Raw genomic sequence first — 19384 nt, 5'->3', positions numbered from 1 at the left:
CAGAAGCAAGGAGAAATCATGCGATTGGATATTTACCGCAGAGCCGAACGTGGGGGTCTTTTTTCCTATCTGGCGGTTCCCGAGGGAAGGCCTATTCCCCAGGAAGCGATCAATACGGACTGGGAAACAGAGGCGCGAGGCATCGACTTTAATGACGATGAAAACGAACTGCCGCGTTTCTCCATCGAGAAGCCAATACAGCAAATCAGTGACAAAGGCTACGCCATCACCAGCAGCAAAATAACGGGCGACGCGTATCGCCACGAGCGCTGATGTCCAGGGCGCTCCTCTGCACCGACTGACAGGCCCCAATCAACCATTCGCCACCCTGCTATCCGCCGGTGCCTCGTCGCGCTCGGTAAGACCATAGTCGCGCAGCACCTGGGCGACACGCAGTCGGTAGTCGCTGAACACGGTGTCACGTCCGCGCGCCTGGGCGTGGCGATGAGTCTCCAGCTGGCGCCATTGCAGCACGGCCTGCTCATCGCGCCAGAACGAAAGCGACAGCAGTTTGGCCGGGTCGCTGAGGCTCTGGAAGCGCTCGACGGAAATGAAGCCGTCGATTTTCAGCAGTTCGGGCTTCAGCGCGGCGGCGATATCCAGATAGGCCTGCCGATGTTCGGTTTGGGGCAGGACTTCGAAAATAACGGCAATCATGGTGGTGCTCCTAGGTTGAGGTGGCGAGGTCAAAACAGGGAATGCGCGCATTGACGGAGGGACGGTAAGTCCAGGTCAGCGCTTGCAAGTGGGTAGGCTGTGGCAAGGGCGAGGGTGTAGCTGGCAACCAGCTGGCCAAGGCGCTGGCGGCAATCGTGAGCGCGATCTGCTGGCCCGGACAGGCGTGGCTGCCTCTGCCAAAGCTGAAGTACTTGCGCTGCGCCCGCTGCAGCAAAAATTCGTCGGCGCGGGCGTTCAGCGCGGCGTCCCGGTTGGCGCTGCCCAGCAAGAGCAAGACGGTGTCGCCGGCCCGAAGCAGGCGGCCCGCCAGTTCCATGTCACGCGCCACAAAGCGGCGGGTGTTTTGAATGGGAGGATCCAGGCGGCACACCTCCTCCACCAGCAGCCGGGCCGTGTCGCGACGGGCCTGCGGATGGGCTGGCAGCTCGGCCAGCAAGTCGGGACGCGTGGCCAGCGCCACGACCGCGTTGCCTAGCAGACCCGCCGTGGCGTCAAAGGTCTGCGACAGCAGGCCGATCAGGTTGCACAGCAGGGCTTGCCGGTCTGCCCAGCCGGTTTGTGCGGCATGGGCTTGCACCCGGCTTACCAGGCTTGTGCAGTCCGTGGCGCCGCGTGACCTCACGGAGTTGGCCAGCAGGTCCTCGAAGCGCCGCAACAGCGCGGCGGCGGCCTCGTGGGCTGCGCCCAGTTGTACCGGGGTGCTCAGGGGCGACAGGCAGGCCACGAAGTCGCGCATCCATGTTGCAAGCTGGGGCAGGTCTTGCGGCATGAAGCCCAGCAAGTCCGCCACCGCATAGAGGGGCAGGCGGAAGAGGGTCTCGTTCAGGGCGTCCGCCCATGGGGGCGCCGGTGCGCGAAACGGGCCGTCATCACGGGCCAGCGCGGCGACGCGCTGGCCGAGGCGCACCAGGTCCACGTCACCCAGGGCGCGCTCCAGCACCAGTTTCGGTTCGTCGTGCCGCGTCCCGTCGTTCATGCGAACGAGTTGGCGAAAAACCTCGCCCGCGGCGCCGCCCACCAAGCCCGGGGGCACCGGCTCGTGCGCCGGGCGCACGCGACAATCGACATGGGCCAACACGGCGCTCACGGCAGCCGCGCTGCTGGCAATCCACAGCTTCAGGGTGGGGTCGAAAAACAGCGGCGCGTTGCGGCGCAGCTCGGCGTACCAGGGATACGGGTCGGCATGGGTGGTGGCGTCAACCGCGTTGCGGATCGGCGCCGTGCTTGTCTTGGGTGTTGTCATGGTTGGCATTGTTGCGCTGGATTTACATCAACACTTCGTTTACGATGAAACCATGAATGCATCAAAAACCAGTGCCAGTCCGGACGCTTTGCTGTCAGAAGTCGCGGCGGCCATTGCCGAGCCCGCGCGCACCCGCATGTTGTGCTGCCTGATGGACGGTCACGCCCGTACCGCCACCGAGCTGGCCGTGGTGGCACAGGTCGCCGCCAGCACCGCCAGCGTCCATCTGGCGCGCCTCAAGGCCAGCCACCTGGTCGATGCGGTGGCGCAGGGCAAGCACCGTTACTTTCGGCTGGCGGGGCCGCAGGTGAGCAGCGCGCTGGAGGCGCTCATGGTGTTGTCCAGTGGCGCACCCCGGCCTTTCGTACCCCGCACGCCAAACCGCCTGCGCGAGGCGCGCACCTGCTACGACCACCTGGCCGGCACGCTGGCCGTGGCGGTGTATGACCAGTTGCTGGGCCAAGGCTGGCTGCTGCCCGTGGACGGTCCGCGCCCCGGCACCTATGAACTGACCCAGTCGGGTGAAGACAGGTTGGCCGAGTTGGGCATCGACGTGCCGGGCACACGGGCGCAGCGTCGTCGCTTCGCCTGCGCGTGCATGGATTGGAGCGAACGCAAACCGCATTTGGGCGGCGCCTTGGGGGCGGCTTTCTTAAAGCAAGCGATGACCAGCGGCTGGGTGGCGGCCGATCTGGACAGCCGGGCCGTCACGCTCACGCCAAAAGGTCGGCGTACGCTGCAAAAACGCTTGAACCTGTCCCTTGAGACGACCTGAAACTGAAAAAACGGCGGCGCATTGATCCAGAGAAGGACGCGCTTAAATCACCCGGACCCGGATCACATGTTGGACGGCTTGAATCGCGGTGCTCACCGCATCACCCGGCGGGGTTTCGACATCCATGATGTTGAAGGCCAGCTCGCCACGGCTCTTGTTCACCATGTCGATCACGTTGACTTTGTGGTCCGCCAGCACCGACAGCACATGGCCCAGTACGCCCGAGACATTGTCATTGGAGAAGGTAATGCGCGTGGTGCCGGGCGTGCGACCCATGCTGACGCCGGGGAAGTTGACCGAGTTGCTGATGTTGCCGTTGTCCAGGTAGTCGATCAGCTGCTCGGCCGCCATCACGGCACAGTTTTCTTCCGACTCCTCGGTGCTGGCGCCAATGTGCGGCATGGCAATGACCCGGGCGTTGCCCAGCAGGGCAGGCTCGGGGAAATCGCACACGTAGCGGCCCAGCTTGCCGCTGTCCAGGCTGCGCAGCACGGCGGCCGAGTCGACGATGGTTTCTCGGGCAAAGTTGAGCAGCACGGCGCCGGGCTTGACCCCGGCCAGGGTCTCGGCATTGATCATGTGGCGCGTGGCCTCCATGGCCGGCACATGCAGCGAGATGTAGTCCGAGCGCGCCAGCAGCGCCGGCAGATTTTCCATGCGCGTGACCTCGTTGGACAGGCGCCAGGCGGCGTCAATCGACAAGGCCGGATCGAAGCCCACCACTTTCATGCCCAAGGCCAGCGCCATGTCGGCGACCATCGAGCCAATGGCGCCCAGGCCCACGATGCCCAGGGTCTTGCCCTTGATCTCGCCGCCGGCGAAGCGGGCTTTTTCCTTCTCCAGCAGCTGCGACATCTCGGCGGCGTCGGTCATGTGGGTGAGCGACTGCACATAGTCAACACCGGCCAGGATGCCGCGCGTGGCCAGCAACATGCCGGCCATCACCAGCTCTTTCACGGCATTGGCGTTGGCGCCCGGGGTGTTGAAGACCACGATGCCTACTCTGCCATAGTCGATGACCGGCACGTTGTTGACCCCGGCCCCGGCACGCGCCACCGCCAGCAGGGACGGCGGAACCGGCTCACCGTGCAGCTTCTGGCTGCGCAGCAGGTAGGCGTCCGGGTGCGCAATGTCGCTGCCGACCTCATAGGCCTGGCGCGGAAAGCGCTCCAGGCCCTTGACCGAGATCTGGTTGTAAGTTCTCACCTTGTACATGGGCCGTGCCTTCCAGAAAACCAGGTTTCAGGGGAGACCGACTTGTACGCAAGTCAGGTCTTGACTTGATGCAGGAGACTCAGGTGCTGACCTGTTGGTAGGCCCAGCTCAGCCAGGGCATGAGCGCCTGCAGATCCGACGATTCCACGGTGGCGCCGCACCAGATGCGAATGCCCGCTGGCGCGTCCTTGTAGGCGCCAATGTCATAGGCCACACCCTCGGCCTCCAGCAGTTTCACGACCTTCTTGACCTGCTCGTCGCCGAGCTTCAGGGTCAAGCAGACGCTGGTGTTGGAACGCGTGGCCGGGTCCTTGGCCAGGAAGGAGATCCAGTCGTTGGCCGCCACGAAGTCGGAGAGCACCTTCAGATTGGCTTCGCTGCGCGCGATGGTGGCCGGCACGCCACCGATGCGTTCGACCCAGGCCAGCGCGTCCAGGTAGTCGGACACGCACAGCATGGACGGGGTGTTGATGGTGTCGCCCTTGAACAGGCCTTCGGTCAGCTTGCCGCCGGAGGTCATGCGAAACAGCTTGGGCAGGGGCCAGGGCGGGGTGTAGCTCTCCAACCGCTGCACGGCGCGCGGGCTGAGAATCAGCATGCCGTGCGCGCCTTCGCCGCCCAACACTTTTTGCCAGGAGTAGGTGATGACGTCCAGCTTGTCCCAGGGCAGTTCCATGGCGAACACGGCGGAAGTGGCGTCACAGATGGCCAGGCCGGCGCGGTCTGCGGGAATCCAGTCGCCGTTGGGCACTTTGACGCCGGAGGTGGTGCCGTTCCAGGTGAACACCACGTCGTGGTCGAAGTTGACTTTCGAGAAATCACTGATGTCGCCGTAAGCCGCTTCCAGCTTGTTGACGTTGGGCAGCTTGAGCTGCTTGACGATGTCCGTTACCCAGCCCGAACCGAAGGATTCCCAGGCCAGCACGTCCACGCCGCGCGGCCCGAGCAGGGACCACATGGCCATCTCCATCGCGCCGGTGTCGGACCCGGCCACCACGGCGACCCGGTAGCCTTCCGGCAGGCCCAGAATGCGCGCCGACTCGGAACAGGCCAGGCCCAGGGCCTTTTTGCCCAGCGCCGAGCGGTGCGAGCGCCCCAGGGTGTCGAGCTGCAGGTCCGCCACCTTGTAGCCGGGGCGCTTGCTGCAGGGGCCGGAGGAGAAATTGGGATTCTTGGGTTTGACCGTGGGTTGCATGAGGACTCGCTTCCAGGGAATAGGTGAAAAAACATTGTAGCCATCAGGGCAGAACCTGTGCGCAGAAACCGGCCGCCGGCTGGCGCGCCCAGGCTTCCAGTCGCGCCCACAACCACTGCAGGCCATCGCGCTGACCCGGCGGTTCGCCCTGCAGACCGTGGTCCGCAGCGGGCAGGCGCAGGTCACAAAAGGGCGCGGCACGGTGGTGTGCCAGCTGCGCAAACTGCTGATACGCGGTAACGGGGACCAGGCCATCGGCGTCGCCCCAGACGCGCAGCAGCGGCCAGGGCGCATCCAGCAAAGGCTGGGCCAGGCGCCAGTGCCAGAAGTCGCGCCAGTAAGCCAGCGTGCGTCCCTCGATCACGGTGTCGTCGCTGGCATTCGACGCCTGGGCGCGCGCCAGGGCCTGCCAGGCCGGTTCGTGTCCGAGTCGACGGGCCTGAAGCTCGCCGGCGTCGCGCGGATCGAGTCCGGGAGCGGAGATCATCACCACGCCGGCCAGCGCCGGCACTTGGGACGCCAGCTCAGGCAAGAGCTCCGCACCTTCGGAGATGCCGACCAGCAGCACGGGCAGCACCGGGTCCGGTGGAAAGGGAGGCGGGAAGGGGGTGGGGTGGGCCTGCAATGCAGCCCGGGCGTGGTTGCGCCAGCTGGAGAGCTTGTCGTTTTCTACAAAATCCGGGGTGCACTCGGGCGCCAGTCCGGCGCTGACGTTGACCCCCGGCTTGTGCAGCACCAGCAACTCGGCGTGCAGCAGTCCGGCGAAATAGCGCGGCGCCACGGGCAGCCAGCCGGTGCAGCCCGAGCCTGGCAGCACCACCACCCGGTAACGCGCAGGCGGGACCAAGGTCGCTCGCCTGAGTGCAGCCAGTGCCACACCCGGATCGGCACCGGGCAAAGTAGCCAGCGACCAGCCGGCGGGCAGGGCCGGCACGGGCACCGGGCGACTGGCGCCGGACGCGGCCGCCGCCGCCTCGCTTGCTCCCTGCAAGACCGCCGCCAGCATCAGGGCCAGAACGGTCGAGCGCAGGCGCGTTGCGGTGATGAGCTGTTGGGGCCACACCCGCACGCGCTGAGTGTCCGCTTTATTTCAGGATCATCACCTGGTCGCCCTGCTGTCCCTGTTGCCCTTGCTGCTGGGCGGGCATGGGCTGTCCGGGCACTACCTGCACGCCAGAGCGAACGCCCCGGGCCATGTTCGGGTCGGAGTAGCCCAGTTGCGAAACGATTTGCTCATAGACGTTGAGTGCCAGGCTCTGCGAGGTTTCTCGCATCACCTTGGCCCGGTTCGGCGGCTGGATGTCACCGCGGTTGGACAGGAGCTTGGTGTCGTTGCCCGCGCCTTGCGCCGAAAACGAGGCCTTGATCTCGAAGGTCCGGGTGTTGATCAGCGAAAAGTCGGCCAGCAAGTCCAGTCCATATTGCACGGTTGCACTGGTTGTGCCCTGCAGCGGAGAAAACTGGTCGCGGAACTCGACGTGCGACAAGGTGCCAAACAGCACATAGTCGGCGCCGCTGAACTCGCCCTTGCGGATGCGGGCGATGATGTCCTTCACCTCGGGCTGGCGCACCGGCTTGGCCATTCTGCCGGTCTGGATCTGGTTGAGGGCCTGCTCGGCCTTGGTGGGCTGGGGGTTGCCGGCATCAAATCCCTTGCCCTGAACCAGCCGGAACGACGTGCCCTTGAGCAGCGCCCCCTTGATGTCGTTGGTGAAGGAACCGAGCTCGCGCTGTTCCATGTAGCTGTAGCTGCCGGCGACGTAGGTGCCGCTGGCCTGGTGGCTTCCCGAGGCGCTGTAGCGGTTCGCCTGAAACTGGCTGCTTTCCTTGTAGGTCGCGGCCTCGAAGTATTCCGAGACGGCCTGGGTGTAGGCCAGATCGGTCACGGCAATGCGCGACACCGGCTGGGCCTGTGCGATGGCCAGCAGGCCGAGGGACAGCGCCAGCGCCGAGAAGACGGGGACAAAAGTACGTCGTTGCATGGTGTAGCCCGGTTCAGCGCTTGCTGGTTTTGCGGATTTCTTTTTCATCCTGCCATTCGATGGCGCCTTCTTCCACATCGATCATCTTCAGCGTGAACTTGTAGAACACGTCCTTGGTGCTGGCGTTTTGCTTGACGATGCTGGTCAGCTCGCCTTCGAGCGTGTACTTGGCGGCCGTCATCTTGCCGACCTTGGCGGTGCTGCTTTGCTTGTACAGGCCGCTCTGGTTCTGGCGCTGCAACTCATCCACACCCTGCTGCATTTCTGCGATGGAGCGCACAAACCGCACCTTGCCCGACTTGACCAGCGTGGTCTGGATCGAGTTCATGACGTTGGTGGTGTCGATGTACTCGCTGGTCTTGTTCTTGACCGTGGAGATGGTGACCGTGGGACGGCCCTGGAAGATGCCGGTTTCCAGCAGGCTGCCGACCATTTTTTCGGCAATCATCTGCAAATCGGTCGAGCCGAATTCGTTGGTGACGAGTTCCACGGCCTTGGCGTCGCCGTAGTTCACCTGGCGGTCGAGCCGCACAACCGGCGAGGTGGTTTCACAAGCCGTAAGGCCCAAGGTGGCGCACAGCAGCAGTGCGCAGGAGATCAGTCGGGACATAGTGGGGTTTCCTTGAAAATTTTTGGCGGGAGGTGTTTGCAGGCGGCGCTGGCGGAGGGCTTCAGCGTTCAACATTCATTTCGAGGCGGAAATCGGTGACCACCGAGGACGGGGCCACGCTCTTGACGGTTTGCTGGGCCTGGCCCAGCAAACCCATTTGCTTCCAGGACTCGCCATCACCGACCTGGCTGCCGATGTTGTCCAGCCAGCGAAAGCGGTAGAACACCGTGCGGTCGGATTTACCGCTGTTGAGCAGGTCCGCCTGAACGATCAGGATGTCATTGCGCCGCACCACGCGCATCTCGGGGATGCGAACGTCATGGGCGTCGCCGCGCAGCGCCACCTTGGCGGCCACGGCGGCCGGGGTTCCGGCGTCGTGCTGGGCCTGGGCCGCCAGCGCCAGCGTGCTGGCCAGCGCCAGTATCAGTATTTTTGCAACAAACATTTTTCGACTCTCTTGCGTTGGTCAGGGGGCGGTCTTGACGGCGGTGGCGGAAATATTGGTTATCGCGGGTTTCACCGCCGGCTTCGCTGCAACCGCTTTGGCCTTGGCTTTGGCTTTGACGGTGGGGGCCGCAACTTCCGGTTTGAGCTCTGCCGCCGCCGCCAGTGGCTGGCCTGCGAGCGTGCCGAAGTTGCCCACGTCGCCGGCCAGCACGACGCTGTCGTACAGGCGCAAGGGCACGATGGCGTATTGGCCGCTGACCTTGACGTTGAGGTTGAAGTCACGGCCATTGATCTCGACCTTGTGCTCGCCCTCGGGCAGGTAGCCCCGCGCCACATAGACCCGGCCGGGCAAACTGCGCCACAGGCGGTCATCGGCCTGCTCGGTCACCGCCGAGGCAATCGAACCGGCGATGGCGCCCAGCAGACCCGCATTCTTCTGCAGCTGGTCCTGCACCACGCCCTTGACGATGGCCCGCGTCACGCCGCGAAACACCATGCCGGGCATCTCGTCCTTGAGCGCACGGCGCGCCATCACGTTGACATCGACCACCTTCTCCAGCTTGAATTCGCGGCCAGCCACCAAAAGCTTGCTCAACGCCGGGTCGCTTGAGGGCTCAATGATGGGATAGGAAATGCTGACCGTGCGCAGGCCGCCCGGCGTGGGCACGGGAATCGTGAAGGCTTTGGGCTTGCGCGCCGGTGCGTTGCCGGCTTCCACCAGGAACAGCACATCGGTCATGCGCTGGCGGCGCTTGTGGGTGAAGCTGGTGCGCGCGTCCAGACCACGCAGGCCTTCCTCCAGCACGCCGGTCTCCGGCTTGAGTTCGATCGCCTTGCGATAGCCGGGTGCCGCCATGCCGGGCTCGTTCAACACCTCGTACAAAAAGCCGGCGAGGTAGTGGCTCAAGGCATTCTGGTAGCCGTTCTTCAGGGCCAGCACCTCGGGGTCGTTCAGGGTTTCAACCGGGTAACCGTTGATTTCCTTGCCGACCGAACCCGCGCCCTTGGACTTGGCCTCTTCTTCGGCGGCCGCTGTTTCCTTGGCGCGGAATTCGGCGATCACCGCCTCGCGCTCGTGGGTGCGCTTGATGTCGACCCGGGCGTTGTCCAGATCACCGCCCGCCACGCGGTTGAGCGCCAGCCGGGTGGTCAGCCAGACCTTTTCGTAGTCTTGGCCTTCGTACACCTTCAGGCGTTCGCTGATGGTGCCGGCACCCAGGGTGGCCAGCAGTTTTTGCGGATTGGTCTTGGCGGCCTCTTCCCATTCCTTGACCTTGGTGTCGGCCAGCAGGAAGGCATCGGTGCTGTTCGTGTATTGGCGGTCCAGCCGCAGCAGCTCGCCGCGCTCCAGGTTGTAGAGCAGCGCGGCTCTCTCATCCGCGCTGGTGGCCGATGCCTCCAGCGTCTTCAAGGCGGCGGGAATGCCGCCGGTCTTCTGAGCCGTCTGCATTTGACCGGTCAGATCGTCGTGACTTTTCATGTTCGCGCAGCCCGACAAGGCCAACGCAACACCGAGCACCGTCAACAAACGGCGCGGATGGGTAACAAACATCGCTTAACTCCCTGTTATTCAAATTACGTTTTGTTACTTAATTATCTACGAAGCGACGGATGCCAAACCCGCGCTGGAGGCGAGTGCGGCCGGTTTTCGCGCTGAGATCGGCAGACGGAGAGTGCGCTATGCATTTAATAGCTTACTGCGCTTATTGCATAAGGGCTGGAGGCCAATTTCTCTTGAATTTTTGAGAATTTCAGCTAGCGTTACGATCCGTAACCGTCACATTTACAAGGAAAAAGCCATGGAACTCATCGGAATGCTCGATTCGCCTTACGTCCGCCGCGTGGCGATCTCTTTGCAGTTGCTCGACCTGCCGTTCGAGCACCGCTCGCTCTCCGTCTTCAGCACCTTCGCGCAGTTTCAGCAGATCAATCCGGTCGTCAAAGCGCCCTCACTGGTCTGCGATGACGGCGAGGTGTTGATGGATTCAACGCTGATTCTTGAGTTGGCCGAGGCACTGGCGGCGCCGCGCAAGAGCCTGATGCCCGCTGATATCGCGGAACGCCAGCAGGCCCTGCGCGCCATCGGGTTGGCCCTGGCCGCCTGCGAGAAGAGCGTCCAGATCTACTACGAACGAATCCTGCGGCCGATCGAGAAGCGGCATGAGCCGTGGGTGACGCGGGTGACGGGGCAGCTGCTGGCCGCGTATGACGCGCTTGAATCGGAGCTGAAACGCCGGCCCTTGGCGTTCACCAGCGCCACCATCAACCAGGCCGGTGTCAGCGCGGCGGTGGCGTGGCAGTTCACCCAGCAAGTGCTGCCCGAGATGGTTCCGGCGGAGAACTACCCGGCCTTGCGCGAGTTCTCGTTGAAAGTCGAGGCGCTGCCGGAATTCGCGGCGGCGCCGCACGGTGCCAGCACCTACCGCCATACAGCTTAGCGCATCACCGAGTGCGGCACGGGAAGCACTTCAATACTACAGAGTGCTATTAAGTTAATAGCTTATTACGCTTATTCCACAGGGGCTAGAGGCGATTTATATCTAAATTAACCAAACAAACCTGTCGTCTAGTCAGCGGTATTTTCCTCGCCCAAACTGGCCAATAAAGCAACCGCTGTCAATGGGTTCATCACCTCAAGCCCGTCGCGCATCGGGTAAGACGCACCCACGGGCGCCACCAGCAGCTTACGCGTGGCACCCACATCGGCCGCTGCCAGGTGGAAACCTTTCGATACCGTCGGTGCCGACGAGCGCTTGATTTCAATCACCCAGGTTTCACCATGGCGCAAATTCAACACGAGGTCTGCCTCGGCGCCATGCGCGGTTCGGTAAAAACTGGCCTCGGCTTGCGGTGCTGCGGCGAGCAGTTGTTCGATCACGAATCCTTCCCAGCTGGCGCCAGCCACCGGGTGACTCAGCACCGACTCCAAACTCGCCAAGCCAAGCAGGGCGTGCGCGATCCCGCTGTCGCGCACGTAGACCTTGGGCGCGCGAACCAGCCGTTTACCGGCGTTGCCATGCCAGGCCGGCAGACGACGAACCAGCATCAAGTCGCACAAAATGTCGATGTAGCGAGACACCGTTTGCCCGCTTACGGCAAGCGATGCGGCCAGTTGCGACTGGTTGAGCAAGCCGCCTTGCACATGGGCTAACATGGTCCACAGGCGGCGTAGCGTAGTGGCTGGAATGCGCGGACCTAAAGCCGGGATATCGCGCTCCAGATAGGTCGCAATAAAGGCCTCGCGCCAGCGCAGACTCTGTTCGTCCCCCGGCGTTAACCAGGACAAGGGAAAACCGCCACGCACCCAGAGCGCGTTAAGCGCAGCGCCACCGGCGTCCGCTGGCAGTACTTCGCGAGCCTGAAAGGGCGTGAGTTCAAGTTGTGCAACCCGCCCAGCCAGACTCTCACTGGTCTGCTGCAGCAATACGCCAGTGGCCGAGCCAAGCAGCAGGAATTGCCCCGTCGCTTCACCATCACGGCGCCGAATATCAATGATGCCGCGCAGCACGGCGAACAGTTCGGGCATGCGTTGCACCTCGTCCAAAATGACCAGCCGATGGCGCTGGGCAAGCAAATACGCCTCCGGGTCGTCCAGTCGCCGCTGAGCCGAGGGAAGCTCCAGATCAAGGTAGGCGGCATCACCGCGCCGCGCCATTTCGGCCAAAGCCAGGGTGGTCTTGCCCGCCTGGCGGGGTCCGAGCAGCACGACCGCAGGAAATTGAGCAAGCAAAGAAACGAGTTGATGCTGGACAAATCGAGGATTCATCCGTGCAATTTACCATGTCAATGGAGAATTTGCACGGATGCAGCGACTGCTTCATCAATCATCAAGCCAGCCGCCTGAGCAGCAGAAAGGCGTATCCCTGCTCACAAGGTGTAACGGCGCCCAACGCCAGCACCGGGCCTTTTTGGCCATGGCAGATAAAATGCAGGGATAACTTGTGAATCGATTTTTATGACTGAACAAACATCCCCGACCGTTGCGAATAATCAGGCGCTACAGCTTGAGGTGGCTCAGTTGATCGTTGAGGCCTTGAACCTGGAGATACAAGCGGCGGATATCGCACCGGATGCACCGCTGTATGGCGACGGACTGGGCCTGGACTCCATCGACATACTGGAGATTTCGCTGGTGCTTTCCAAGCGTTACGGCCTGCAATTGCGGGCTGACGACCAGGACAACCAAAGCTTCTTCAGCTCACTCGGCAGTCTGACGGCTTACATCGCGAGTCAGAGAACGCGCTGATGTCGCACGCCGTCCGCGTGGCACGCTGGTTGGGCTTGGGCTTGCTGCTGCTGGGCTATCCGGTGTTGGCGCATTACACCCTGATGAATGTGCAAAACGGCCAGCTTGGCGCGATCGTCGCGGTGGCCCCGGTGTTTGTCGTCGGCCTGATCTTTGCCTGGAAGTCGTCCCCCCGGTGGCTTGGGCTCTCCCTGTTCTTGCTGGCTGGCGTGGGCGCCGCCGCCGGCTGGACCTTGCTAAAAAATCATTTTGGCGTGCTGTACTGGCTACAGGACGCCGGCATGCAGTGCGTTCTTTTCATGACATTTGGCCGGACGCTGCTGGGCGGACGCAAGCCGCTGTGCACGCATTTTGCTGAAATGGCACACGGCGTCATCACGCCGCAGCATGCGCATTACGCACGTCAAGTCACCTGGGCCTGGTCGGGGTTTTTCGGGCTGATGGCCACGGCGTCGACCCTGCTGTTTTTCCTGACGCCGCTGACCGTCTGGTCAGTGTTTGCCAATTTCCTGACCTTGCCGCTGATTGCGCTCATGTTCGTGGTGGAGTTTGGGGTGCGCACGATGGTGTTGCCGCGGGGCAATAGTCACATTCTCGACGCGCTGCGGGTCTGGAAAAACCAGAGCAATCCAGTCAATAAAACGCAGCCTGCGGAGTGACACACATGAGTCGCTTGCCACTCCTGGGCCACACGCAGCCGGATCAGATCGTCGCCTGGCACCTGGGCAAGGCGATCACCGTCGCCCGGTTTTTGTCGGATGTCGACGACCTGGCCAATCAGCTGCCACCCGGGCAGCACCTGCTCAATATGTGCACCGACCGTTACCGGTTTACCGTGGGGCTGGCCGCCGGCCTGGTGCGCGGCAAGGTCAGCCTGCTGCCCTCCACGCACACCCCGGAAACCATACGGCAAATGCAGGCGTTTGCGCCCGATGTGTTCTGCCTGCACGACGCACCGAGCTGCAACATTGCGCTGCCCCAGTTTCGTTTTCCAGAAGCACCCGCGGCGCCTGGCGGCGACTATGCCGTTCCCCTGATCGACAGCGCGCAACTGGTGGCCGTGGTCTTTACCTCGGGCTCGACTGGCACGCCGGTGCCGCATCAAAAATACTGGGGCCCGCTGGTGCAAAGCGTGCTCGCCGAAGCCGGACGGCTGGGTTTGACGGCGACGGCGCGCCCGCATTCGGTTGTCGGCACCGTGCCGCCGCAGCACATGTACGGCTTCGAATCGACGGTCTTGATTGCGCTGCTCAGCGGCCACGCGCTCAGTGGTGCCCAGCCCTTTTACCCGGCCGACATCGTGGCGGCGCTGGAGGCGGTGCCGGTGCCGCGCATCCTGGTCTCCACGCCGGTCCATCTGCGCATGCTGCTCGACGCCGAACTCCCGGCGCCCGAAGTGGCGCTGCTGCTGTCGGCGACAGCGCCCCTGTCCCGGCCTCTGGCCCACGCGCTGGAAGCCCACTTTGACGCACCGTTAAAGGAAATTTACGGCTGTACGGAGACCGGCGTTATCGCCACCCGTCGACCGACGCAATCTCCGGAATGGCAATTGTTCGCCGGGATCAAGCTGAACCGGGACGGTGACGTGGTCACGGCATCGGGTGGGCACGTCATGCGGCCCATTGTGCTGAATGACGTGATTGAATTGACACAGACGGATTGCTTTTTGCTGCACGGCCGCACCGCCGAGATGATCAACATCGCCGGCAAGCGCAGCTCTCTGGCGCACCTGAACCATGTGCTGAACAGCATTCCCGGCGTCATCGACGGCGCCTTTTACATGCCGGACGAGGCCTCTCACGACCACGTCGTGCGGCTGGCGGCCTGCGTGGTGGCGCCGGCCTTAAGCGCCCAGCAGATCCTGACGGCCTTGCGTGCGCACATTGACCCGGTGTTCTTGCCGCGCCCCCTGTTGTTGGTGGATGCCTTACCGCGCAACAGCACCGGCAAGCTGCCGCAGGATGCGCTGAAAAAACTGATTCAGGCCCAGCTGGGCGAGCGGCCATGATCACCCGCACCGCCCTGCCGATTGATCCCCAGCACCCGGCTTTTGCAGGGCATTTCCCGGGTGCGCCGATTGTGCCCGGCGTGGTGTTGCTGGACGAGGCCCTGCACGCGATCGCCTGTGCCACCGGCCTGCCGCTGGACGCCTGCGAATTACGTGCCGTCAAGTTCCTGAGCCCCTTGACGCCGGGTGTGGCGGTCGAGCTGGTGAGCGAGGTGCAGGCCAATGGTGCGATCCGCTTCGAGATTCTGGCGGATCAACGCAAAATTGCCACGGGTAGCGTGCTGATAGGCAAGACGGCATGACCGCACGGCCTTCCAGCCCGGCTTCACCCGCCTGGATGCGTACGCCCGAACGCAGCAATATGGCCATGCTGCGCATCATGACCTGGATATCACTGCGCCTGGGCCGGCCGGCCGGGCGGCTGGTATTGCATTTGGTCGTGGCGTATTTTCTGTTGTTTGCGCCGGCCAGCCGACGCGCCTCCAAAGCGTATTTACAGCGCGTGCTGGGTCGCCCTGTCACCTGGTCTGACCGGTACCGGCATTTTTTCAGTTTTGCGTCCACCATTCACGACCGCATCTACCTGATCAACCAGCGTTTTGATTTGTTCAATATCGAGATCCGGGGACAGAGTGCGCTGCAAGACGCGCACGCCGACGGAGGCGGGCTGTTTTTGATCGGCGCCCACATGGGCAGCTTTGAAGTCATTCGCGCCATGGGCCGGCAAATACCCGGCCTGCGCGTGAGCATGGTCATGCATGAAGACAATGCCCAAAAAATCAATGCCATGCTGGCGGCCATCAATCCCAATGCGTCGACCGACATCATCGGCCTGGGCCGTATCGATTCCATGCTGCGGGTGCGCGACACGCTCGACCAGGGCGCCATGGTCGGCATGTTGGCGGACCGCTCGATTGGCGACGACGCTCTGTTGGCGACGCCCTTGCTCGGCAGCACGGCCTACCTGCCCACCGGCTCCTTCCGGATGGCGGCCCTGCTGCGGCGACGCGTGGTGTTCATGGTCGGCCTGTATCTGGGCGGCAACCGCTACCAGATCAATTTCGAGCCGCTGGCTGATTTTTCACAAACGCCGACGGGCCAGCGCGGGGCGCAAGTGCAAGCCGCGGTCCAGCGCTATGCCGCCCTGCTCGATCAATACGCCCGGCAGGCACCGTATAACTGGTTCAATTTTTTTGATTTCTGGCAGGCCCCTGCCGCTGTTTCGGACACAAACCCAAAATGACTCTTACACCTTGGCTTATTCGCCCTTATTCGCTGGTCGTCGCCGGGCTGCTCGCGGCGGCCTTCGCCATGCCCAGTCACGCGGCCGATTGGGATATTGACCAGCTGATGCACGGCCTGGCGCAAACCCGTTCCGCGCAGGCCCGTTTCGTCGAGAAGAAGACCATCGCCATCCTCGATCAGCCGGTGGAGTCCTCGGGCGAGTTGCTCTACACCGCGCCCGATCGACTCGAAAAGCGCACGATCAAACCCAAGCCCGAATCCATGGTGGTGGAGGGCGACCAGCTGGAAATCGAACGGGGCCGGCAAAAAATCAAGCTGCAACTGCAGGCGTATCCCGAGCTGGCCGCCTTCATCGACAGCATTCGCGGCACGCTGGCCGGCGATCGCAAGGCGCTGGAGCGCAACTACCAGCTCAGCTTGGAAGGCTCGGCACAAGCCTGGACGCTGAAGCTGGTGCCGATTGACAGCAAGATGAAGCAAGTGGTCGCGCTGATCCGCATGACCGGGGTGCGCGATGAAATACGCAGCATCGATGTCACGCAAGTCGATGGCGACAGCTCGCTCATGTCGATTGAAAAAGTAGCCGCCAAGTGAGGGCGGCACTCGGGCGCCCAGGCCGTCTGGCCATCCTCGCCTGGCTGGCCTTTGTGCTGGCGTGTGGTCTCATCATCGGCCGCAGCCAGTTCACCAATGACTTGTCGGCCTTTCTGCCGCGCAGCCCGACGCCGGAGCAGCAACTGCTGCTGGACCAAATACGCGATGGCCTGGCCTCGCGGCTGATTCTGGTGAGCGTGGAGGGCGCCGACGCGCCCGCCCGCGCCAATCTGTCCAAACAACTGGCCCAGAACCTGCGCCTGAACCCGGCCTTTGTGAGCGTCAACAACGGCGAGCCCGTGACAGCCGAGCGTGACCAAGCTTATCTTTTCAACAACCGTTACCTGCTGAGTCCGGCCGTGACCCCGGAGCGCTTCAGCGTGGACGGACTGCATGCGGCCCTGAGTGAAAGCATCGATCTGCTCGCCTCGCCGGCCGGCCTGATGGTCAAGTCCTTGTTGCCGCGTGATCCGACCGGTGAAATGGTGCAGTTGCTCGGCCAGCTCCAGGGCAAAAGACAACCCGCGATGATCGATGGCGCGTGGGCCTCGCCCGACGGCACGCGCGCCCTGCTGCTGATTCAAACCCGTGCCTCCGGCGCCGATACGGATGCCCAGCATGTCAGCATGACAACAGTTCAACAGGCCTTCGAAACTGTCGCGGGGGCCAGCCCCGGCGTCCGGCTGGAGATGACGGGGCCCGGCGTGTTTTCCGTGAAGGCGCGCGAGACCATCAAGACGCAGGTGTCGTGGCTGTTCATCATCAGCACCGTCTTGATTGCGACACTGCTGCTGCTGGTGTACCGCTCGCTGCTGGCGCTGGTCCTGGGTTTTCTGCCGGTCATCAGCGGAGCGCTGGCGGGTATCGCCGCCGTCAGCCTGGGCTTTGGCACGGTGCATGGCATCACGCTGGGCTTCGGCACGGCGCTGATTGGCGAGGCGGTGGATTATTCCATCTACCTGTTTGTGCAGTCGGAACAGAAGGCCGGCGATCGCCAGCGCTGGATCAAGCAATTCTGGCCCACCATCCGCTTGGGCGTCTTGACCTCGATCGTCGGTTTTGCCTCCCTGCTGTGGTCCGGCTTTCCCGGCTTGGCCCAGCTGGGCCTGTATGCCATTGTGGGCCTGATCACCGCCGCTGGCGTGACGCGCTATGTGTTGCCGCATCTGCTGCCAGCCCAGTTCCGCATTCGCGATGTGTCGGGCGTGGGACAGGTGCTGTCGCGGCTGGTGCAGCGCGCGAGCGTGCTGCGCTGGCCCGCAGCCCTGGTGCTGGCGCTGGCACTCGTGGTCCTTGTCTTGCACCGCAACGACTTGTGGAGCAGCAATATCTCGTCGCTGAGTCCGATCTCAAAAGCCGATGTGCAGCTGGACACCCGCTTGCGCTCGGACACCGGCGCGCCCGATGTGCGTTACCTGGTGGTCGTCTCCGGCGCCAGCCGCGAGGAGGTGCTGCAGGCCAGCGAGAAGGTCGCCGCCGTGCTGCAAACCCAGGTCGATGAAGGCCATCTGGCGGGGTTTGAAAGCCCCAGCCGCTATTTACCCAGTCTCGCGAGCCAGCGGCAGCGCCAGGCCAGTCTGCCGGCGCGTGCGGTACTGGAGGCCAATCTGGCACAGGCGGTGCAAGGCCTGCCCGTCAAACCAGGTCTGTTTACCGGCTTTCTGGCGGATGTGGACGCAGCCCGTCAACAAGGCTTGATTCAGGCGACGGATCTTGAAAAAACGTCCATGGCGATGGCGGTCGACGCGCTGCTGGTTCAGCGCGACGCGCACTGGAGCGCGCTGTTGCCCTTGACGGCGCTGGCGGACAAGGACATCGACGCCGACAGCATCCGCGCGGCCATGAAGGCCGCCAACTTGCCCAAGGTCTTGTTCATGGACATGAAGGCCGAATCGGATCGCCTGTATTCGGGCTATCTGAACGAGGCGATTGCGCTGTCCCTGGCCGGGCTGGCGGTCATGGTCGCCTTGTTGTTTGCCGTGTTTCGCTCTGGCCTGCGTGTGGCACGCATCGTGGCGCCCTTGCTGGCCGCGGTCATCACCGTTACCGCCGGCTTGGCGCTGCTGGGCCAGCAGCTGATGATTCTGCATCTGATCGGCTTGCTGCTGGTGGCGGCGGTGGGCTCGAATTACGCGCTGTTCTTTGATCAAACCGATGCCAATGCCAAGATCACCCCCAGTACGCTGGCGTCCATGTTGTTTGCCAATCTCACCACCGTCGCCGGTTTTGGCCTGCTGGCCTTGTCCAATGTGTCCATCCTGCAGGCGATGGGTGTCACGGTGGCGCCGGGCGTGATCCTGGCGCTAATTTATGCCGCCATTTTTGCCAGGACGCCCCGTGGCTGACACGCGTTGGCGGCCGACTGTGCTGATACGCGCCACGCTGTGGCTGCATGGTCTGACCGTGGCGCTGTGGGTGGTGTACCCGATGCAGTGGCGCTGGGCGCTCGCGGCATTGGTCGCCAATCACCTGGTGCTCATGCTGGTGGGCTTGTGGCCGCGCAGCCAGTGGATGGGGCCGAACTGGACCCGACTGCCCGCCACCGCTGCGGCACGCCACGAAATTGCGCTGACGATTGATGACGGCCCCGATCCGGGGGTGACGCCGCAGGTGCTTGAGCTGTTGGCGCGCCACGGTGTGCGGGCCACTTTTTTCGTCATTGGCGCGCAGGCTGAACGCCATCCCGAGCTGTGCCGGGACATCGTGCGCGCCGGTCACGCGGTTGAAAACCATACCCAGCGTCATCGCCACAATTTCGCGCTGATGGGTCTGAAGGGCATCACCCAGGAGCTGCAGGCGGCGCAAGCGACCTTGACGGCCATCACTGGGCAACGCCCCCTGTTCTTTCGCGCCCCGGCCGGTTTTCGCAACCCCTTTCTCGATCCGGTCCTGAGCCGCCTGGGCTTGCAGCTGGTCAGCTGGTCGGTGCGCGGCTTCGACACGCGCGTGGGCGATGCCGGGCAGGTGACGGCCAAGCTGCTGGCCGGGCTGCGCCCCGGCGCCATCCTGCTCTTGCATGATGGCAACGCCGCCCGCACGGCGACCAGCCAGCCGGTCATCCTGGAAGTGCTGCCGGCCCTGCTTGACGCGGCTGCGACGCGCCAACTGCGCTTTGTGACGCTGCGGCAGGTGTAATTTTGTATATC

General features: G+C 63.5%; 19 protein-coding genes and 1 pseudogene. 10 read left to right on the top strand and 10 right to left on the bottom strand.

What is annotated here, in order from left to right; translation table 11 throughout:
* The first annotated feature begins 18 nt into the window (after positions 1-18).
* A complete protein-coding gene (locus C5P05_RS03550) occupies positions 19-273 on the top strand; it encodes a DUF6139 family protein (RefSeq protein WP_114968482.1) in 255 nt (84 codons plus the stop codon).
* 39 nt (positions 274-312) lie between these two features.
* On the opposite strand, the gene C5P05_RS03545 is transcribed toward C5P05_RS03550, so the two are convergent.
* Positions 313-657, bottom strand: a complete 345-nt coding sequence (locus tag C5P05_RS03545; RefSeq protein ID WP_114968481.1) for an antibiotic biosynthesis monooxygenase family protein — start codon at positions 655-657, stop codon at positions 313-315.
* 10 nt (positions 658-667) lie between these two features.
* On the bottom strand, positions 668-1921 hold the full coding sequence (locus C5P05_RS03540; RefSeq protein ID WP_114968480.1) for a cytochrome P450: 1254 nt from the start codon (positions 1919-1921) through the stop codon (positions 668-670).
* 52 nt (positions 1922-1973) lie between these two features.
* Between C5P05_RS03540 and C5P05_RS03535 the strand changes: the two genes are divergently transcribed.
* Positions 1974-2696 carry an ArsR/SmtB family transcription factor gene (locus C5P05_RS03535; protein ID WP_114968507.1) on the top strand — a complete coding sequence of 241 codons (723 nt, stop codon included), beginning with the start codon at positions 1974-1976 and terminating at the stop codon, positions 2694-2696.
* Positions 2697-2738: 42 nt separating this feature from the next.
* Here C5P05_RS03535 and C5P05_RS03530 read toward each other — a convergent pair whose 3' ends face one another.
* The 7 genes from C5P05_RS03530 to C5P05_RS03500 form a co-directional block, all read right to left on the bottom strand.
* Positions 2739-3911 (bottom strand): phosphoglycerate dehydrogenase, encoded by a 1173-nt coding sequence (locus tag C5P05_RS03530; RefSeq protein ID WP_114968479.1) that lies wholly within the window; start codon positions 3909-3911, stop codon positions 2739-2741.
* A gap of 79 nt (positions 3912-3990) precedes the next feature.
* Positions 3991-5106, bottom strand: coding sequence for a phosphoserine transaminase (locus tag C5P05_RS03525; RefSeq protein WP_114968478.1), 1116 nt, complete (start codon positions 5104-5106; stop codon positions 3991-3993).
* 43 nt (positions 5107-5149) lie between these two features.
* A complete protein-coding gene (locus C5P05_RS03520; protein WP_157979206.1) occupies positions 5150-6175 on the bottom strand; it encodes an alpha/beta hydrolase in 1026 nt (341 codons plus the stop codon).
* Positions 6176-6191: 16 nt separating this feature from the next.
* Positions 6192-7136: a hypothetical protein gene (locus C5P05_RS03515; RefSeq protein ID WP_232834330.1), complete on the bottom strand. Its 945-nt coding sequence runs from the start codon at positions 7134-7136 to the stop codon at positions 6192-6194.
* Positions 7102-7698 carry a penicillin-binding protein activator LpoB gene (gene lpoB, locus C5P05_RS03510; protein WP_114968475.1) on the bottom strand — a complete coding sequence of 199 codons (597 nt, stop codon included), beginning with the start codon at positions 7696-7698 and terminating at the stop codon, positions 7102-7104. Before lpoB ends, C5P05_RS03515 begins: the two co-directional genes overlap by 35 nt.
* A 61-nt stretch (positions 7699-7759) precedes the next feature.
* The gene (locus tag C5P05_RS03505) at positions 7760-8143 is read right to left on the bottom strand and encodes a YcfL family protein (RefSeq protein ID WP_114968474.1); all 384 of its coding nucleotides are present in this window, start codon (positions 8141-8143) and stop codon (positions 7760-7762) included.
* Between the two features lie 21 nt (positions 8144-8164).
* Positions 8165-9697 carry a COG3014 family protein gene (locus tag C5P05_RS03500; RefSeq protein ID WP_232834329.1) on the bottom strand — a complete coding sequence of 511 codons (1533 nt, stop codon included), beginning with the start codon at positions 9695-9697 and terminating at the stop codon, positions 8165-8167.
* Between the two features lie 247 nt (positions 9698-9944).
* Between C5P05_RS03500 and C5P05_RS03495 the strand changes: the two genes are divergently transcribed.
* Positions 9945-10583 carry a glutathione S-transferase gene (locus tag C5P05_RS03495; protein WP_114968473.1) on the top strand — a complete coding sequence of 213 codons (639 nt, stop codon included), beginning with the start codon at positions 9945-9947 and terminating at the stop codon, positions 10581-10583.
* 128 nt (positions 10584-10711) lie between these two features.
* Here the strand turns inward: C5P05_RS03495 and C5P05_RS03490 are convergent, their stop codons facing one another.
* Positions 10712-11911, bottom strand: coding sequence for an ATP-binding protein (locus tag C5P05_RS03490; protein WP_114968472.1), 1200 nt, complete (start codon positions 11909-11911; stop codon positions 10712-10714).
* Between the two features lie 189 nt (positions 11912-12100).
* Between C5P05_RS03490 and C5P05_RS03485 the strand changes: the two genes are divergently transcribed.
* From C5P05_RS03485 to C5P05_RS03450, 7 genes and pseudogenes are all read left to right on the top strand, one after another.
* Positions 12101-12391: a phosphopantetheine-binding protein gene (locus C5P05_RS03485; protein ID WP_114968471.1), complete on the top strand. Its 291-nt coding sequence runs from the start codon at positions 12101-12103 to the stop codon at positions 12389-12391.
* The gene (locus C5P05_RS03480; protein ID WP_114968470.1) at positions 12391-13050 is read left to right on the top strand and encodes a hypothetical protein; all 660 of its coding nucleotides are present in this window, start codon (positions 12391-12393) and stop codon (positions 13048-13050) included. The genes C5P05_RS03485 and C5P05_RS03480 overlap by 1 nt, the downstream gene beginning before the upstream one ends.
* A gap of 5 nt (positions 13051-13055) precedes the next feature.
* Positions 13056-14701: pseudogene (locus C5P05_RS03475) on the top strand (AMP-binding protein).
* Positions 14698-15642, top strand: a complete 945-nt coding sequence (locus C5P05_RS03465) for an acyl-CoA synthetase (RefSeq protein ID WP_114968467.1) — start codon at positions 14698-14700, stop codon at positions 15640-15642. The pseudogene C5P05_RS03475 and the gene C5P05_RS03465 overlap by 4 nt, the downstream one beginning before the upstream one ends.
* The gene (locus tag C5P05_RS03460) at positions 15639-16238 is read left to right on the top strand and encodes a LolA-related protein (RefSeq protein ID WP_114968466.1); all 600 of its coding nucleotides are present in this window, start codon (positions 15639-15641) and stop codon (positions 16236-16238) included. Before C5P05_RS03465 ends, C5P05_RS03460 begins: the two co-directional genes overlap by 4 nt.
* Complete coding sequence (locus C5P05_RS03455) at positions 16235-18583, top strand: MMPL family transporter (RefSeq protein ID WP_114968465.1); 2349 nt, start codon at positions 16235-16237, stop codon at positions 18581-18583. The genes C5P05_RS03460 and C5P05_RS03455 overlap by 4 nt, the downstream gene beginning before the upstream one ends.
* Positions 18549-19373, top strand: a complete 825-nt coding sequence (locus tag C5P05_RS03450; protein WP_114968464.1) for a polysaccharide deacetylase family protein — start codon at positions 18549-18551, stop codon at positions 19371-19373. Before C5P05_RS03455 ends, C5P05_RS03450 begins: the two co-directional genes overlap by 35 nt.
* Positions 19374-19384 lie beyond the last annotated feature (11 nt).

The organism is Rhodoferax ferrireducens, from assembly GCF_003347515.1.
GTDB lineage: Bacteria > Pseudomonadota > Gammaproteobacteria > Burkholderiales > Burkholderiaceae_C > Rhodoferax.
The sequence above is the reverse complement of the archived record's forward strand: the minus strand, read 5'-3'. Positions and strand labels throughout refer to the sequence as shown.

What these genes read in the sequence shown, in the direction of transcription:
- C5P05_RS03550 (WP_114968482.1), top strand. Translation starts at nt 19, where the DNA reads ATGCGATTGGATATTTACCGCAGAGCCGAACGTGGGGGTCTTTTTTCC.
- C5P05_RS03545 (WP_114968481.1), bottom strand. Translation starts at nt 657, where the DNA reads ATGATTGCCGTTATTTTCGAAGTCCTGCCCCAAACCGAACATCGGCAG.
- C5P05_RS03540 (WP_114968480.1), bottom strand. Translation starts at nt 1,921, where the DNA reads ATGACAACACCCAAGACAAGCACGGCGCCGATCCGCAACGCGGTTGAC.
- C5P05_RS03535 (WP_114968507.1), top strand. Translation starts at nt 1,974, where the DNA reads ATGAATGCATCAAAAACCAGTGCCAGTCCGGACGCTTTGCTGTCAGAA.
- C5P05_RS03530 (WP_114968479.1), bottom strand. Translation starts at nt 3,911, where the DNA reads ATGTACAAGGTGAGAACTTACAACCAGATCTCGGTCAAGGGCCTGGAG.
- C5P05_RS03525 (WP_114968478.1), bottom strand. Translation starts at nt 5,106, where the DNA reads ATGCAACCCACGGTCAAACCCAAGAATCCCAATTTCTCCTCCGGCCCC.
- C5P05_RS03515 (WP_232834330.1), bottom strand. Translation starts at nt 7,136, where the DNA reads ATGAAAAAGAAATCCGCAAAACCAGCAAGCGCTGAACCGGGCTACACC.
- lpoB (WP_114968475.1), bottom strand. Translation starts at nt 7,698, where the DNA reads ATGTCCCGACTGATCTCCTGCGCACTGCTGCTGTGCGCCACCTTGGGC.
- C5P05_RS03505 (WP_114968474.1), bottom strand. Translation starts at nt 8,143, where the DNA reads ATGTTTGTTGCAAAAATACTGATACTGGCGCTGGCCAGCACGCTGGCG.
- C5P05_RS03500 (WP_232834329.1), bottom strand. Translation starts at nt 9,697, where the DNA reads ATGTTTGTTACCCATCCGCGCCGTTTGTTGACGGTGCTCGGTGTTGCG.
- C5P05_RS03495 (WP_114968473.1), top strand. Translation starts at nt 9,945, where the DNA reads ATGGAACTCATCGGAATGCTCGATTCGCCTTACGTCCGCCGCGTGGCG.
- C5P05_RS03490 (WP_114968472.1), bottom strand. Translation starts at nt 11,911, where the DNA reads ATGAATCCTCGATTTGTCCAGCATCAACTCGTTTCTTTGCTTGCTCAA.
- C5P05_RS03485 (WP_114968471.1), top strand. Translation starts at nt 12,101, where the DNA reads ATGACTGAACAAACATCCCCGACCGTTGCGAATAATCAGGCGCTACAG.
- C5P05_RS03480 (WP_114968470.1), top strand. Translation starts at nt 12,391, where the DNA reads ATGTCGCACGCCGTCCGCGTGGCACGCTGGTTGGGCTTGGGCTTGCTG.
- C5P05_RS03465 (WP_114968467.1), top strand. Translation starts at nt 14,698, where the DNA reads ATGACCGCACGGCCTTCCAGCCCGGCTTCACCCGCCTGGATGCGTACG.
- C5P05_RS03460 (WP_114968466.1), top strand. Translation starts at nt 15,639, where the DNA reads ATGACTCTTACACCTTGGCTTATTCGCCCTTATTCGCTGGTCGTCGCC.
- C5P05_RS03450 (WP_114968464.1), top strand. Translation starts at nt 18,549, where the DNA reads ATGCCGCCATTTTTGCCAGGACGCCCCGTGGCTGACACGCGTTGGCGG.